Raw genomic sequence first — 13,823 nt, 5'->3', positions numbered from 1 at the left:
GTCTTCAAATTATTTGCTATTGTTCCCAAATACCTGACACATATGATAAGTTGATATATTTAAATTCATATTATCATAAATATTAACTTACTTTGTCCATCAATCAAAAAGCAACATGGAGTCAAACTACCAGTCTCTTCTATCTCCTTATGCCATATTAGGCATAATCGCAGTCTATTTTGTAGTACTGATAGTGATCTCACATTTTACAAGTAAAAACAGTGACAATAGCAAATTTTTTCTTGCAGGAAGGAATGCTCCTTGGATACTTGTAGCCATCGGTATGATTGGAGCTTCTCTTTCAGGGGTTACATTCATAAGTGTTCCGGGTAAAGTTGGTGCAGGAGGTGCGAATAAAGCATTCTCTTACCTACAGTTTGTCATGGGCAATTTAGTTGGTTATTTTGTAATCGCTAAAGTGCTACTCCCACTATATTATAGACATAACCTTACCTCCATCTATGGCTACTTAGAAAAAAGGCTTGGCTTCGCAGCCTATAAAACCGGTGCCACTTTCTTTCTAATCAGTCGAGGAATTGGTTCAGCTTTGAGGCTGTATTTGGCGGCTATTGTACTGCACAATTTCTGCACAGCACCGCTCGGGTTACCATTTGTTGTTACTGTTTTTCTAACCATCGGTCTGATCTATTTATATACTGCAAAGGGTGGTGTCAACACAATCTTGTACACAGATGTATTACTAACCACTTGTATGCTTAGCGCATTGGTGATGTGCATCTACATGATCAGTCAGTCGATGGGCAGTGGCTTTAGTGAAATGATTCACAGTGTATCGAACAGTAAGTATAGCAAGATATTTTTCTTTAGTGATGGATGGGCTGACCCAAACAATTTCTTCAAACAATTTCTTAGTGGAGCCTTAATATCTATCGTCATGACCGGATTGGATCAGGATCTTATGCAGAAGAATTTGACTTGCAGAACGCTAAAAGATGCTCAGAAAAACGTATTTACCTTCTGCATTAATTTCTTTATAGTAAACATTGTATTTCTTACACTTGGTGCGGCATTATATTTGTACGCTGCTCAACAAAACATACCTATTCCGACACGATCTGATGAATTTTTCCCGATGATGGCTATGCAATACCTGGGTATCACCGTATGTGTTCTTTTCTTTGTTGGATTGATAGCTAGTACTTATGCGAGTGCTGATTCAGCGTTAACCGCGCTAACCACGAGTATTTGTGTAGACTTTCTTGATATTGAAAAGAAAGAAAATTCTGAAAAAACGAACCGTAAAATAAGAACACTCGTCCACTTAGGCATTTCATTTGTACTCTTTCTGTTGATCATGGTGTTTTATTATATCAATAGCACAGCCGTGGTCGATCTGGTATTTAAAATAGCAGGACTGACTTACGGTCCATTGCTTGGATTGTTTTCTTTTGGCATCTTTACCAGGTTTGTACCACAGAATAAATGGGTACCAATTATTTGTATTCTTTGTCCACTGTTTACATGGTGGCTTGACTCCAATTCTGAGTGGTTACTTGGTGGGTTTAAATTTGGATTTTTAACACTTGCATTGAACGGATTATTGATCTTTATTGGACTTAGAATTGTTTCAAAGGAAAAAATAGCACAATCCATCTGATGGAACAAATATTTAAACTATCACATGAATTTTCGGAAACACTAGATGAAATTGAAAATGGTGGAGATCATTTATTTATAACAGGAAAGGCAGGAACAGGCAAGTCAACTTTGTTAGATCTTTTTCGTCGATCCACTTCCAAAAACATTGCTATTCTGGCGCCAACCGGCATTGCAGCACTTCGCGTCAATGGTCAGACAATACATTCTTTCTTCAAATTGCCGCCACGTTTAGTACTTCCCGGTGACATAAATATCAAGCCCGGAATCGTAAGATTGTGCAAGAAACTAGAGATATTGATCATAGATGAAATATCTATGGTCAGGGCAGATGTCCTCGATGGAATAGACAGAATGTTAAGATTGCATCGACAAAATCCAAATCCGTTTGGTGGTGTGAGAATTGTTTTATTTGGAGATATATATCAATTACCACCTATTGTCAGCAGTATCGAGGAAAAAAAATATTTTCAAACAGTGTATGAAACTCCCTATTTCTTCTCTTCTTTCGTATGGAAAGAGTTAGAAAATATTCAGTTCATTAATCTTCAAAAAGTATATCGACAGACTGATCGTAACTTTATCAACCTATTGGATGAGATCAGAAGTGGCGATGTCGACTATGATTCCCTTATAGATCTGAATGAAAGATCGGAGGCTGATTTTGATGAAGATCAAGGATATATATACCTTTCTCCACGGAATGCCACCATGCAACGCATAAATCAATCTAAGCTGGATGCATTAGAAAGTCCCGAACGAGCATATCTGGGCAACATCACAGGGGAATACAATCCTGCTTACATGCCCACAGAACAAATCCTCAAACTCAAAAATGGCGCTCAAGTCATGTTCATCAAAAATGATCTTGAAAAACAATATGTCAATGGCAGTATCGGTACCATCCTCGACATGGAACCAAATAATATCAAAGTCAGAATCGAAGTTTCAGGAAAAGAAGTCAATGTCAGCAAAACCACTTGGGATATGGTTCGCTATAAGGAAAATGACAATTCAATAAAACCTGAAGTTGTAGGCACATATGAGCAATTTCCTTTAAAACTGGCATGGGCAATGTCAATCCATAAAAGTCAGGGACAAACTTTCGACAAGGTAATACTGGATATGGAAGGTGGCGCCTTCGAATTTGGTCAGACTTATGTGGCATTGAGTCGCTGCAGAACATTAGAGGGTATCGTGTTAAAGCGTCCGCTAAGAATGAGGGATATCATGGTGGATGAACGGGTGGTGGATTTTTATATGAATCATTTTAGGTGAAAAGTATTAGAGTATTAGAGTATGACAGTATTAGAGTATGACAGAATTAGAGTATACTGGTCAACTTATATACTGGTTAACTATTTTACTTTTTCTTTCTTCATAATAAAAGCCCACTCCCTAACCCACAGAAGCACAATTTCGTAACCGGCCTTCATGCTTTCAGCATGCATGCTAAATTACGTTCTGACTACACTTTGTGCAAGTAGGGACTTGCGTTTCGTTTCGTTTCACTTCCTTAAAAAGGTCGCTTAGGCACCTTTTCCACGTCGTTCACCCTCTCCAAAGAGGGACAGCTGCACTTCATCTTATTTTTGTTAATTTATGGAATGGCGTGGAATGATCAAAAATTGCCTGCATTAAAGACCAAGCGCAAATGTCCGCTCTGATTTTTCATTCTTCATTTTTCATTTTTCATTAAAAGTGCCCTCTCCAAAGAGGGACAGCTGCTCCTCCTCATACTTTAATTTATTCATTGAACGCAGGGGAGTGATTGAAAATGGCCTGCTGTAAAATTGAGAAAGGCTGACCACTCTCATTTATAATTTACAATTCACCATTTATAATTGATTTCATCTTTTCGCCCCAAAATCCTGCACCCAATAATTCCCTTTTTTGGCGACACCCATATTTTTTATGTTTGGATCCATGATGTTGGCGCAATGTGCCGGGCTTTGCATCCATTCTTTCACGACCTGGTCGATGCTTCTTTGTCCAAAAGCAATATTTTCAGATACCTGATACCAATCATAACCAGACTCATCTGCTCTATCACCGATCGTCCTGCCATTCTTGCTTATGTGATCAAAATAGTTTTTTTCTTCCATGTCTATGGCATGCTTAGCGGCAGAATGTGCCAAAGCATCATCCCATGTCAAAGGCTTGACTGGTTTCATCGTTCTTCCTCCACAATTGCATGGCTTGGAGCGAATCTCATTTATTTGAGACAAAATTTCTATCTTAAACTGTTCATAAGAAGTGGGATTAGGAGCCAGAAATAATAAGCATATAATAAGTAACATCAGAACGATTTATTGAAATAAAAACTGTTCAAGCTACATAATTATTATATGTATTTAAAGAAAAAAATGTTAAAAGCTATTAACATACTAGAAGCTTTAGGTTATAATCTTTAACTATTTATATATTTTTGATTATCAACGCGCTAAATCAATCAATTAAGATATTAGTTTATTCAGAATATTAAGCCTAAGTTTGGACTCACCCCATATCCCTTGTTCAATAAATTATTTGCAAATCTCTAAGTTTAAATCTAAACTTAATCCTTAATTAGCAACAATAATTGAAATTAACCATTATAATACAAGAGCACAATATTAAATTTATCAGACTAATATCTTGTCAAATTTAAATTAGCTCAGAAAGGGACTAAATCCATATAAATCAGTCAATTAAATAGTATATATTTAATTGGCTGTTGCATTTTAGAAAACTTTAAAAAGTTATTAAAATTACAAATAATTACATTATTCGTATTGTTAAATTAACAATTAAATAGTGTTTTAAATTTAAAATTATAATCATGATCTTATTCTCTCTATACTTTGATATAGAAGTTCCACTTTTAGAAAATACAATTGCTATTGCTTACAGCATGGGCGCATATGATCTAGAATTCATGCGCGTGATATTTCATTTTTTCACCGTACTTTTTATAATTGCCAACTTCATTATGTTGGTGAAGCAAAGAAATAAATCCTATCAAGCAAATATTCTCCCAATTAATATCAATCTCTTCCTGCCTATAATCGAAGGTATGAGTATTAAAAGTATTGCAAGGAGGACTTCAAAAGATATAGATTCATATGAAACATATCCCGTGAAGTTTAAGTTTGACAATATCGGGCAAGGTGTTGCGCGTGATATAACTATAAGAGAATCTTATCCATTCAACTTTAGAGAAGTAATAGATTATCTATTTGGCCAACTTTCTTCACTAGGTTACCATCATAAATATATTATCAACGATAACACATTTAAATTTGAAGAGGATGAAAATAATTTCCTATATAATCAGAACCATATTTTATTTAAAAAAAGCAAGGATCATTCTTTTGACTATCAGCTCACAGTAAAAGACAGCGAAGATTCATTAAAAGTACCGGCCAATAAAGCGTTCCTATTTATGATTGTCATCTCTTTGTATCTTTTTGCAAGAATAAGAGATAAAAGGAAGGAATTTGGTTTCAGTGATAGAAAATACTATAATCTGGAAAAAGAAGTATGGGGACAAGTTAGAAAAATGGTTAGAGTAAACTTTACAATTAACTTTGTAGATAATCTTGAGCGCCATCACAAGAGTGCATTTACTATGCAACTTTCTGCCCTGCCTATTATGAAAGATGTAAATGGAATTTCCTGGGCAAATGTTCAAGTAGAAAGACGTAAGAAGTAAAAAAAGCCCACTCCCTTGGCCCTCTCCAAAGAGGGACAACTGCTCCTCATAATCATTTTAGTTTTTGATGAAATGCTTTGGAATAATCAAAATTGCCTGCATTAGAAACCAAGCACAAATGCCCGCTCTCATTATTCGTTATTCATTATTCATTAAATAGGCAGCATAAAAAAAACCGCTCAAGATAAAATCTCAAGCGGTTCTAAAATTCTGTAGCCCGTAGGGGAATCCCTGCCTGACTGCCGTCTTAGGCAGGCAGGGAACCCCTCTTCCCAGTCATATATTGTGTTCCTTCTTTAACCATCTGCGACCTGCTCCACTCTTTAAATATTTTTCACGCTTTCGAGCAGTTAAATAATCAGGTTGAAATTCAGTATAAACTATGTGCCACGGAATAAATGCTTTTGTAAACCTATTCTTCCCAGTGTTATGTTCTATAAGTCTTCTGGATGGATCTGAGCTTATTCCTGTATAATGCTCTTCATTAATTTTATTCTTTAATACATATACTGTAATCATGGGTGGTGCGATTAGATCTGGAGTAATTTCAAATTATAAAAAAAGGTGACAATTTTCATTGTCACCTTAGTAGCCCGTAGGGGAATCGAACCCCTCTTACCAGGATGAAAACCTGGCGTCCTAACCGATAGACGAACGGGCCATAGTTGCCCTTTTTGCTTAAAGCGACACAAAAGTACACTTATTTTCGAATTGACAAATTTTTTTTGAACTATTTTTTTCAAAGCGCATTTTTATTGGTTAATTATTGTTACTTTTACACTAAGTAAAAATTGAAATTAAAAAATGGCAAAGAAAATAGCTATCAACGGCTTCGGAAGAATCGGCCGCATCACACTTAGAAACCTTTTAGCAGATCCTACTGTAGAAGTAGTTGGTATCAACGACCTTACAGACAACGCTACCCTCGCCCACCTATTCAAATATGATACAGCGCATGGACAATATGCAGGTGAAGTGAGCAGCGATGAGCACAATATCTACATCGACGGCAAAAAAATTAAGGCTACATCAATAAGAGATCCTAAAGAATTGCCTTGGAAGAAACTGCAAGTAGATGTAGTATTGGAGTGTACAGGAATTTTTCTTTCCAAGGAAAAAGCAAGTTGGCACATCGAAGCAGGAGCTAAAAAAGTTATCCTTTCCGCCCCGGCAGTAGATGACGTCATCACAATCGTACAAGGTGTTAACGATCACGACATTAATGACGAAACAAAGATTTATTCCAATGCTTCATGCACGACAAACTGTCTAGCTCCAATCGCTAAAGTTATAGTTGACAATTGGGGAATTGTTTCAGGTTCGATGTCAACAGTTCACGCTTATACTTCTGATCAGAACCTTCAGGATTCGCCACATAAAGATCTTAGAAGAGCACGCGCCGCTGCACTTAATATCATACCGACTTCAACAGGAGCTGCAAAGGCTGCTGCTTTAGTAGTCCCTGAACTCGTCGGCAAGATGACTTCTATGTCACTTCGAGTTCCTGTGATCACTGGCTCAATAGTCGATCTAACTGTATTTACAGAAAAAGAATTTACAAGAGAGGAAGTAAATGCTACTTTCAAAGCAGCTTCAGAAGGACAATTCAAGGGTATCATTGAGTTCAGTGAATTACCGCTTGTATCTTCTGATATTGTTTCCAATAAATATTCTGCAATATTCGATAGCAAGCTTACATTAGTGAGAGGCAATATGCTTCGAGTGTTCGCATGGTATGACAACGAATCAGGTTATTCTGCTCGTTTAGCAGAATTAGCCGCTAAAGTATAGAATATCGTCATTTTATAAATTTCGATTGCGCATAAATCAGGTAGATGGCTCGTTTTTTTTTTGAAATGCAGTTATCTACCTTATTTTTTTTAAGATAATGAGGCTATAAGCTATAATTAAGTATAAAGCTATTCCTTTATCAATTAAAACCAATGACTGCACAGTCTCACTAATCCATCTTGGAATAATTTCTGACCTCTAATTTCTAATTTCTGACCTCTGACCTCCAATTTTTTCTATATAAATAATTGCAAAACACTGTTAATCAATAATTTGTAAAAAATATAAAGTAAACAAATCAAAGACTCCCCCTTGGCCCCCTCTTGCAGAAGGGGATATTGTGCTAATCGACATTTTACATATCACATTTTGCCTCATCAAGTTATATTTTTGATTTTGGGACCAAAGCATTTCATGTGAACTAATTTCTGACCTCTGACTTCTGACTTCTAATTTCTAATTTCTGACCACTGACCACTATCTAGGTATTATCATCACCGAAAGTTTAGAAACACATACTAGCTGATCTTTTTCATTTTTAATTTCAATAGACCAAAGATGTATTTTCCGGCCGATTTTTATTGGACGAACGATACCTGTCACTTTCCCCTTACTTATAGGCCTTAGATGATCAGCTGTAACGTTCAAACCCACAGCACTAAACTTCATATGATCTTCAATACACAAGTAAGACGCCACACTTCCCAATGTTTCTGCCAAAACCACAGAAGCACCTCCATGCAATATTCCCATTGGTTGATGCGTCCTAGGATCGACTGGCATCGTAGCTACCAAATAATCATCATGTACCTCCGTAAATTCTATACCGATTTGACTCGCTATGGTATTCTGACCCATGTCATTTAATGCCTCAATATTTGGTGTGAACTTCCACATCATTTATATCTTTTATTATTGATTGAATAATTTGTTCCAATGTGTCAGGATTAAGCGGATGCCATGTACCCTGATTTTTAAACCATGTAAATTGCCGCTTGGCATATCGTCTGGTATTTTGCTTTATCTTAGAAATTGCTTCTTCTAAGCCTGTTACTCCGTCAAGATGTTCAAATAATTCTGAATAACCAACCGTCATCAATGGCTTTAAGGATTTATATTCCATAAGTCCTTTTACCTCCTCTAAAAGTCCTTTGTCCATCATGACATCCACCCTTTGATTGATTTTGTCATATAATTGGTTGCGATCAGGATTTAAATAATAATTCAAAGTTGAAAAATTTCTTTTCTTTGGCACCCCTACCCTATAATCAGAATATTTCTTTCCAGAGGAATGGATTATTTTAGAAGCTCTTAAAAGTCTCATTGGATTATTCATATCTGCAATTTGACTATATGAAGAATCATTTTGGAGTATAAAATTTTGCAGCCATGCAATCCCTTTTTCTGCATATTGTGCTTCTATGTATGATTCAGTCGCAGAACTAATATCAGGTATATCATCGAGTCCATTGAGAAGTGCATTTATATAAAGGCCTGTACCGCCCACTGCCACCATATAATCACGATCAACAAACAATGAGTCAAGTAAAGTAATGGCTTCGTTCTCAAATTTTGCTGCGTTAAATGGCTCGATTATAGAAGTATGATCAATAAAATGATGCCGAACAGCATTCAATTCTTCGATAGATGGCTTTGCAACACCTATATTCAACTCTCTATACACTTGTCTGCTATCAAAAGAAATAATCTCACAACCCAGCGTCAGCGCCAGTTCTATGGCCAATTTAGTCTTGCCACTTGCTGTCGGACCACCAATACATATAAGGACTTTCAAAAAGAATAATTATTTTCGCACAAAATAAGCAATAAAACAACTTCTAAGTTTTGTTCTTAAAAATATCATATTAAAATTAATGAATATATTTTATCCCATACTAAAGAAAGTCGTTGGTATCTATCTAAGGTTTTGTTACAAAAGGATTTATTCAAATAAATTCAATGAACTTCCTGATAATACACCTATCATGCTTGCCTGTAATCATAATAATGCTTTTTCGGACGCTTTATTTGTAGGCTCATACCTTTCAGACCTGGATATGAATTTCATCACTCGGGGTGATGTGTTTAATCCAAAAATGATGTGGTTCTTCAATCTCACGAATCAAATACCCATATTTAGGTTTAGAGATGGATATGAAAACCTTAAAAAAAACAACAATTCTTTGGAGTTCTGTTACAAAGCCCTTGGAAAAAATCAACGTATTATTATTTTCTCAGAGGGAGATTGTATTACAGAGAAAAGATTAAGGCATCTTCAGAAAGGAACTGCCAGGATGGCTTTCGGAGCTTATGAAACTAGTGGAGTTGACAACCTGGTAATTTATCCGGTGGGAATAAACTACATCGAACCTCACAATTTCAGGTCCAGTGTATTGATGTCGCAGGGAGAGCCAATGTATCTGGCTGATTATATTCCAACATACAATGAAAATCCCAATAAGGCGATTAAAATGTTTACAGACGAACTGGAAGCACGATTGAAAAAAGAAGTTTTACACATAAATGAAAAAGAAAATGAAGACCTTGTCCAAACTGCATTGGAAATAATAGATAATGAATATCCATCCACTTTCTTCAGTTTAGCTAAAGATGGTGTTTTATTTAAGAAGATGAAATCGTGGATAGAACGATTTAATTTGGAAGAAAAGATCCTTCTTCCACATGGATTCAAGACCTTACAGAGCTTAAAACGATTTTAAAGAGTGGTAACGTGAAGACTAAATGGCCTTTTTATGGTAAATCATTTATGCTTAATTCACTGGTATTCATATTGTTGCTGCCAATAGGAATTCCTGCGCAGATCTATTATTATTTGCCATTATACGTCAGTAAATTGCTGACTATCAAATTCAAACCCAAAAAGGAATTTTTTATTTCCATCAGAATTGGCATCACTTGGGCAATTCTTGTATTGTGGCTCTTACTGACCTTTATCCTCATTAGTCTCATTTTAACAATTAAAGTCGGGTTAATATTCGTTATTATTGCTCCTATCATTGCGAAATTGGGAATAATATGGTGGGAAGCGAGAAACGTCATTATTCAAAAAGTCCGCTGGTCAAGCATTGATGATAAAGATCAGGATAAAGCGATCACAATAATGAGCGATCTTCAATTAATAAATGAATAAAGTTTACCTTCGCATCGAAATATATGTTTTAATTACTTAAGTTTCGGTAGTCAAATTTTTTTTTGCAGAAAAAATTTAAATTATAATAAAATGTTAGATGTTAGAAGGTAGATTTTAGTTGGCCCTTCATCAATCAAATGGATATTTTTCTATTAAACCAATTAAATAAAAAATATGAATCAGTTGACTAAACTCCATCTAACATCTAACATCAGCCATCTACCTTTGTTTCTTAACTGCCGAAACTTGAGTTAATTATATATTTATTCATAAATATTTTACAAACACCTGTTTTACAATAAATTGAATTAAAATGAAAGTACATTTAGTTTCCGGGGGTTGTGGTTTTGTAGGTCGGAATATGGTCAAAAGATTGTATAACACCACCAAGGACAACATACTATTTATTGATGACCTTAGTGTTGGAACTGATCCATCTGAATGGCTTGATCAACCAATGTTAGAGGATCATAAAGGAATAAAAGTCTACGGAACCGATACCAGATTGTATTTTTTAAAGAGTGATTTCAGAGATGTGGTACATGCACTGGCGCGTGATCCTGAATATATCAAAAAAACATACGGTCTTGACTTTGTTGACTTTGGAGATATATATCATTATGCCGCAATAGTCGGAGGACGAGCTAAAATCGACGGGGATCCAATGATGGTAGCGCTTGACCTTTCTATAGATGCAGAATTTTTTTATTACATCACAAGACACAAGCCAGAAAGAGTCCTTTATCCTAGTTCAAGTGCAGCCTATCCAGTAAACTTACAAACGGAGTCAGGTGCCATAGCGCTGACTGAAAGTGATATTGACTTTAACAATATGGGTCAGCCGGATATGACTTATGGCTGGTCTAAGTTAACAGGTGAATACTTAGCAAAAATTGCAGCCCAATATTATGATGTAAATATTACATGTATACGGCCTTTCTCAGGTTATGGAGAGGATCAGGATCTCACCTACCCTATTCCTAGTCTTGCAAAAAGAGCTGCACTGAAAGAAAATCCTTTTGAAGTATGGGGAACCGGGCATCAAGGCAGAGATTTCGTGCATATAGATGATGTAATCGATTGTATCCAATTGGCTATGAATCACATACATGACGGAACTGCTATCAATATAGGAATGGGTAAGCTGACTTCATTCATGGACATCATTAAAGTAATGACTAGTTTCGCAGGTTATAATCCCGAGATCAAACAACTATTAGACAAGCCGGTGGGTGTCCATAGCCGTTATTGTGATATGACTTTTGTCGAAAACACCATTGGTTGGAAAGCTAAAATCTCAGTGGAAGAAGGAATGAAACGAGTGTATGATGCCGCTCTTCAAAAATTTAATTAAAATATAAATTTCCGGAATGTCGGTAAGATCTCGTTTTGTTTTATTGTTTTCTATAATTGGTTTCATTATTACGCTTTTTTCCAGTTGCTTTAAGGATGAGATCGTCAATACTGATCCGGGCTTTAAGCTGAGATTTTCCACAGATTCTGTATTTTTTGATACTACTTTCACCACCATTGGATCTGCTACCAAGATCCTGAAAGTTTTTAATGATAGTAAAGATCCTGTGGTCATCAGTGAAGCAAAGATCAGGGGTAGCCAGGGCATTCATTTTACTTGCAATATAGATGGAATACCAGGAAATGATCTGAATGATATTCGTATTGAAGCAAAAGACAGCATCTATGTATTCTGCAAAGTAAAAGTAGACCCTGACCAAAACCTGACAGAAAGCCCATTCATTTTAAATGATTTTCTGGATTTCACAATCAATTCGAATACACAATCTGTGGTGCTTGTGGCCTGGGGTCAGAACGCAAACTATATTACCAATAAAGACAATATCGGCAGCCAAACTCTGTTTACCTGCGATCTAGGCACAGTGACGTGGAATGATCCAAAACCTTACGTAATTTATGGCTCATTAATTATTGATGAATGTCAGTTAATCATTCCTGAAGGAGCCAGAATATACATTCATGGCGGGCTGGTAATACCTCCCGGAGTGAATGATGCACCTTTTACAGATGGTAGAATTTTTGTCGGTCCACGAGGTCAATTGACTATAAATGGAACAGCAGAAAAACCTGTTAAATTCCGTGGCGACAGACTTGAAGATGAGTTTAAGGATAAAGATGGACAATGGGGAGGAATTGTGATATTTAATTCAAATCGTATAAATAAATTCAGTTACCTTGATCTGCGCAATTCCAACTTTGGTATTTTAGCGGATTCAGCCACCACCCTTCATCTAGACCATACAATCATTGATAATGTGGTATTGAATTGTCTTATAGGAAATCACGCGACGATCAAAGCCACCAACTGTCTTTTTTCCAATAGTGTTGGCTACAACGTCGTGTTGACTTATGGTGGCAATTACAATTTTGACTATTGCTCCATTCCGAATGTGTCCGGACAATCATTTGCCATGTCACTGGATAATTACACCTGCGATCAGGATGAATTGGGCAATTGCATAAAAGGTAGTGTCAAGACTAATAAAGCGATCCTAGTGGTGAGGAACTCAATACTTTCAGGCCTTGATGATGATGAAATAAAATTTGTAGATGCTTTTGAAGGCGCTCAGCCGGATCAATTCCAATATTCATTTACAAATTCAGTCCTGAAAGTGGATGATTACCAGAAAGATCTATACTTTCAGGAAAGGAACTCCAATTGCATCTACATGAAACGAACAGATAAGATATATGTCAATGAAAACAATTCTCTGTTTCAACTGGATTCCTTATCATTAGCCCGAGGAATAGCTGTTCCTATACCAACAATTCAAGATGATATTTTAGGTAAAATCAGAAAAATGGTCACCCCAGACGCTGGTTGTTTTGAGTATTTACCTTAGAACTTGTAAGTAATACCAAATCTAAATTCGAAAGGCTGAGAAATGGTATTTTGGTCTGCAATAAGATTATATAAAATATATAATTCAGTTCCAAAGCTACCCATACCACTGTTATAACCTAATCCGACAAAGGCATCCTGCCCATTTTGTGAAATTTTTTCTAACTGCCTTGTAAGGTTGTTATAATAGGCATATTGATTTCTCGTCAAATCAAATTCTACATGCGCGAAAACAACATTGAAAAATTTATAGCGGGCGAATACACCTCCTGCAAGATCAAAAGTGGCTATTTTATCAATTTTTGATTGGTTTTTAAATCGATAGTTTGAAAAAGAAAATCCTACTCTGGGTCCCATTGAAAAATCTGGAGTGAATTTATATCCCACCATTGGAGAAAGTCCCAATGAAAATACTGAAGTAAATTCATCAGCGCCGAATCCAAGATTCACTCCACCACCATACCAAAGTTTTTCAGTAAACTTTGTACTTTCCTTTGTAGGTGCCTTTTTTTTAGTGTTATAATTTTGACCAACCAATGGATTGGTACAGACTAAAACGCCTAAAAAAATAAAAACTAGAAAATATTTTATCTTCATCATCATTCAAAAATTAATGTTTTATGGGTTAAAGGTAGAATAATTTAATTATCTACTAAATAAAAACCCAATCATGTGAGATAGTAAATTTTGGAAAT

Annotated in this window: 13 protein-coding genes and 1 tRNA gene; 8 read left to right on the top strand and 6 right to left on the bottom strand. The window is 35.9% G+C overall.

The features are described 5' to 3' along the window. Positions 1-115: 115 nt before the first annotated feature. The gene (locus IPI15_RS02700; RefSeq protein ID WP_287419101.1) at positions 116-1,618 is read left to right on the top strand and encodes a sodium:solute symporter; all 1,503 of its coding nucleotides are present in this window, start codon (positions 116-118) and stop codon (positions 1,616-1,618) included. Next, positions 1,618-2,895, top strand: coding sequence for an ATP-dependent DNA helicase (locus IPI15_RS02695; protein ID WP_287400564.1), 1,278 nt, complete (start codon positions 1,618-1,620; stop codon positions 2,893-2,895). Before IPI15_RS02700 ends, IPI15_RS02695 begins: the two co-directional genes overlap by 1 nt. 572 nt (positions 2,896-3,467) lie before the next feature. Here IPI15_RS02695 and IPI15_RS02690 read toward each other — a convergent pair. Next, positions 3,468-3,917 (bottom strand): CAP domain-containing protein, encoded by a 450-nt coding sequence (locus IPI15_RS02690; protein ID WP_287419100.1) that lies wholly within the window; start codon positions 3,915-3,917, stop codon positions 3,468-3,470. A gap of 521 nt (positions 3,918-4,438) precedes the next feature. On the opposite strand from IPI15_RS02690, the gene IPI15_RS02685 reads away from it, so the two are divergent. Beyond that, entirely contained in the window at positions 4,439-5,311 is an 873-nt protein-coding gene (locus IPI15_RS02685) for a hypothetical protein (RefSeq protein ID WP_287419099.1), read from the top strand. A gap of 276 nt (positions 5,312-5,587) precedes the next feature. Here the strand turns inward: IPI15_RS02685 and IPI15_RS02680 are convergent, their stop codons facing one another. Both IPI15_RS02680 and IPI15_RS02675 read right to left on the bottom strand, forming a co-directional pair. Next, positions 5,588-5,830 (bottom strand): GIY-YIG nuclease family protein, encoded by a 243-nt coding sequence (locus IPI15_RS02680; RefSeq protein WP_287400561.1) that lies wholly within the window; start codon positions 5,828-5,830, stop codon positions 5,588-5,590. 70 nt (positions 5,831-5,900) lie between these two features. Then, positions 5,901-5,972: transfer RNA gene (locus IPI15_RS02675), tRNA-Glu, on the bottom strand. A gap of 143 nt (positions 5,973-6,115) precedes the next feature. Between IPI15_RS02675 and gap the strand changes: the two genes are divergently transcribed. Next, positions 6,116-7,102 carry a type I glyceraldehyde-3-phosphate dehydrogenase gene (gene gap / locus IPI15_RS02670; protein WP_287400560.1) on the top strand — a complete coding sequence of 329 codons (987 nt, stop codon included), beginning with the start codon at positions 6,116-6,118 and terminating at the stop codon, positions 7,100-7,102. A 477-nt stretch (positions 7,103-7,579) separates the two neighbouring features. On the opposite strand, the gene IPI15_RS02665 is transcribed toward gap, so the two are convergent. Both IPI15_RS02665 and miaA read right to left on the bottom strand, forming a co-directional pair. Beyond that, positions 7,580-8,002: a hotdog fold thioesterase gene (locus IPI15_RS02665; protein ID WP_287400559.1), complete on the bottom strand. Its 423-nt coding sequence runs from the start codon at positions 8,000-8,002 to the stop codon at positions 7,580-7,582. Then, complete coding sequence (gene miaA / locus IPI15_RS02660; protein ID WP_287400557.1) at positions 7,974-8,897, bottom strand: tRNA (adenosine(37)-N6)-dimethylallyltransferase MiaA; 924 nt, start codon at positions 8,895-8,897, stop codon at positions 7,974-7,976. Before miaA ends, IPI15_RS02665 begins: the two co-directional genes overlap by 29 nt. 79 nt (positions 8,898-8,976) lie before the next feature. Here miaA and IPI15_RS02655 point away from each other — a divergent pair, with 79 nt between their 5' ends. The 4 genes from IPI15_RS02655 to IPI15_RS02640 all read left to right on the top strand — a co-directional run bounded on the left by IPI15_RS02655 (position 8,977) and on the right by IPI15_RS02640 (position 13,129). Further along, on the top strand, positions 8,977-9,822 hold the full coding sequence (locus IPI15_RS02655) for a 1-acyl-sn-glycerol-3-phosphate acyltransferase (protein WP_287419098.1): 846 nt from the start codon (positions 8,977-8,979) through the stop codon (positions 9,820-9,822). Between the two features lie 11 nt (positions 9,823-9,833). Further along, positions 9,834-10,253 carry a hypothetical protein gene (locus tag IPI15_RS02650; protein ID WP_287419096.1) on the top strand — a complete coding sequence of 140 codons (420 nt, stop codon included), beginning with the start codon at positions 9,834-9,836 and terminating at the stop codon, positions 10,251-10,253. A gap of 313 nt (positions 10,254-10,566) precedes the next feature. Continuing rightward, a complete protein-coding gene (locus tag IPI15_RS02645) occupies positions 10,567-11,607 on the top strand; it encodes an NAD-dependent epimerase/dehydratase family protein (RefSeq protein ID WP_287419095.1) in 1,041 nt (346 codons plus the stop codon). A 16-nt stretch (positions 11,608-11,623) separates the two neighbouring features. Further along, positions 11,624-13,129 carry a beta-helix domain-containing protein gene (locus IPI15_RS02640; protein ID WP_287419094.1) on the top strand — a complete coding sequence of 502 codons (1,506 nt, stop codon included), beginning with the start codon at positions 11,624-11,626 and terminating at the stop codon, positions 13,127-13,129. Here IPI15_RS02640 and IPI15_RS02635 read toward each other — a convergent pair. Then, on the bottom strand, positions 13,126-13,728 hold the full coding sequence (locus tag IPI15_RS02635) for a hypothetical protein (RefSeq protein WP_287419092.1): 603 nt from the start codon (positions 13,726-13,728) through the stop codon (positions 13,126-13,128). The genes IPI15_RS02640 and IPI15_RS02635 overlap by 4 nt on opposite strands. Between the last annotated feature and the right edge of the window lie 95 nt (positions 13,729-13,823).

Source organism: Candidatus Brachybacter algidus (assembly GCF_016707225.1).
GTDB lineage: Bacteria > Bacteroidota > Bacteroidia > Chitinophagales > Saprospiraceae > Parvibacillus > Parvibacillus algidus.
This window is presented reverse-complemented; position numbering and strand designations above follow the sequence as displayed.

Coding starts and splice junctions, on each gene's coding strand:
- IPI15_RS02655 (WP_287419098.1), top strand. CDS start 8,977: ATGAATATATTTTATCCCATACTAAAGAAAGTCGTTGGTATCTATCTA.
- IPI15_RS02635 (WP_287419092.1), bottom strand. CDS start 13,728: ATGATGAAGATAAAATATTTTCTAGTTTTTATTTTTTTAGGCGTTTTA.
- IPI15_RS02665 (WP_287400559.1), bottom strand. CDS start 8,002: ATGATGTGGAAGTTCACACCAAATATTGAGGCATTAAATGACATGGGT.
- gap (WP_287400560.1), top strand. CDS start 6,116: ATGGCAAAGAAAATAGCTATCAACGGCTTCGGAAGAATCGGCCGCATC.
- IPI15_RS02680 (WP_287400561.1), bottom strand. CDS start 5,830: ATGATTACAGTATATGTATTAAAGAATAAAATTAATGAAGAGCATTAT.
- IPI15_RS02645 (WP_287419095.1), top strand. CDS start 10,567: ATGAAAGTACATTTAGTTTCCGGGGGTTGTGGTTTTGTAGGTCGGAAT.
- IPI15_RS02685 (WP_287419099.1), top strand. CDS start 4,439: ATGATCTTATTCTCTCTATACTTTGATATAGAAGTTCCACTTTTAGAA.
- IPI15_RS02695 (WP_287400564.1), top strand. CDS start 1,618: ATGGAACAAATATTTAAACTATCACATGAATTTTCGGAAACACTAGAT.
- IPI15_RS02640 (WP_287419094.1), top strand. CDS start 11,624: ATGTCGGTAAGATCTCGTTTTGTTTTATTGTTTTCTATAATTGGTTTC.
- IPI15_RS02700 (WP_287419101.1), top strand. CDS start 116: ATGGAGTCAAACTACCAGTCTCTTCTATCTCCTTATGCCATATTAGGC.
- IPI15_RS02690 (WP_287419100.1), bottom strand. CDS start 3,917: ATGTTACTTATTATATGCTTATTATTTCTGGCTCCTAATCCCACTTCT.